We start from the raw sequence: 506 nt of genomic DNA on the forward strand, positions 1-506 counted from the left end.
CGCCCAACCAGGACATCAGCATCTACACCGTGGCCGACTCGCACCTGTCGCATGCGCCCCTGTCTTACCGGCGGGTGGAGGACATGGACCCGGCGATGCAGTTCATCAAGCTGATGATGATCGACGAGCCGCACGTGCTGGACGCGGCAATCAAACGCCTGCCATCGGAACTGACCGATCGCTTCGCGGTGCTCAAGAGCGCCCCGTTCTTCCTGGAGGTGTTCGACCATCGGGCGGGCAAGGRGCCGAGCCTGCAGAAACTGGCCAAGCACCTGGGCGTGGATGCGGCCAACGTGATGGCGCTCGGCGACCAGGAAAACGACCTGACCATGCTGCAGTTTGCCGGCACCAGCGTGGCGATGGGCAATGCGATCAAGGCGGTGAAGCAGACCGCGCGCTTTGAGACCGCGTCCAATGCCGAAGATGGCGTGGCGTTGGCGATTGAACGGTTCGTATTGCGGGGCGCGTAAGCCGCTGCGTGAGCTGTCAACGACTGCAGGTCGAAG

The 506-nt window shown here is 63.4% G+C and carries 1 protein-coding gene; it reads left to right on the top strand.

Annotation, left to right across the window (positions count from 1 at the left end):
• The first annotated feature begins 29 nt into the window (after nt 1-29).
• The gene (locus ACXJKJ_RS32430; RefSeq protein WP_457395876.1) at nt 30-470 is read left to right on the top strand and encodes an HAD hydrolase family protein; all 441 of its coding nucleotides are present in this window, start codon (nt 30-32) and stop codon (nt 468-470) included.
• The last annotated feature ends 36 nt before the right edge of the window (nt 471-506 follow it).

It is taken from the genome of Roseateles sp. P5_E1, from assembly GCF_054049335.1.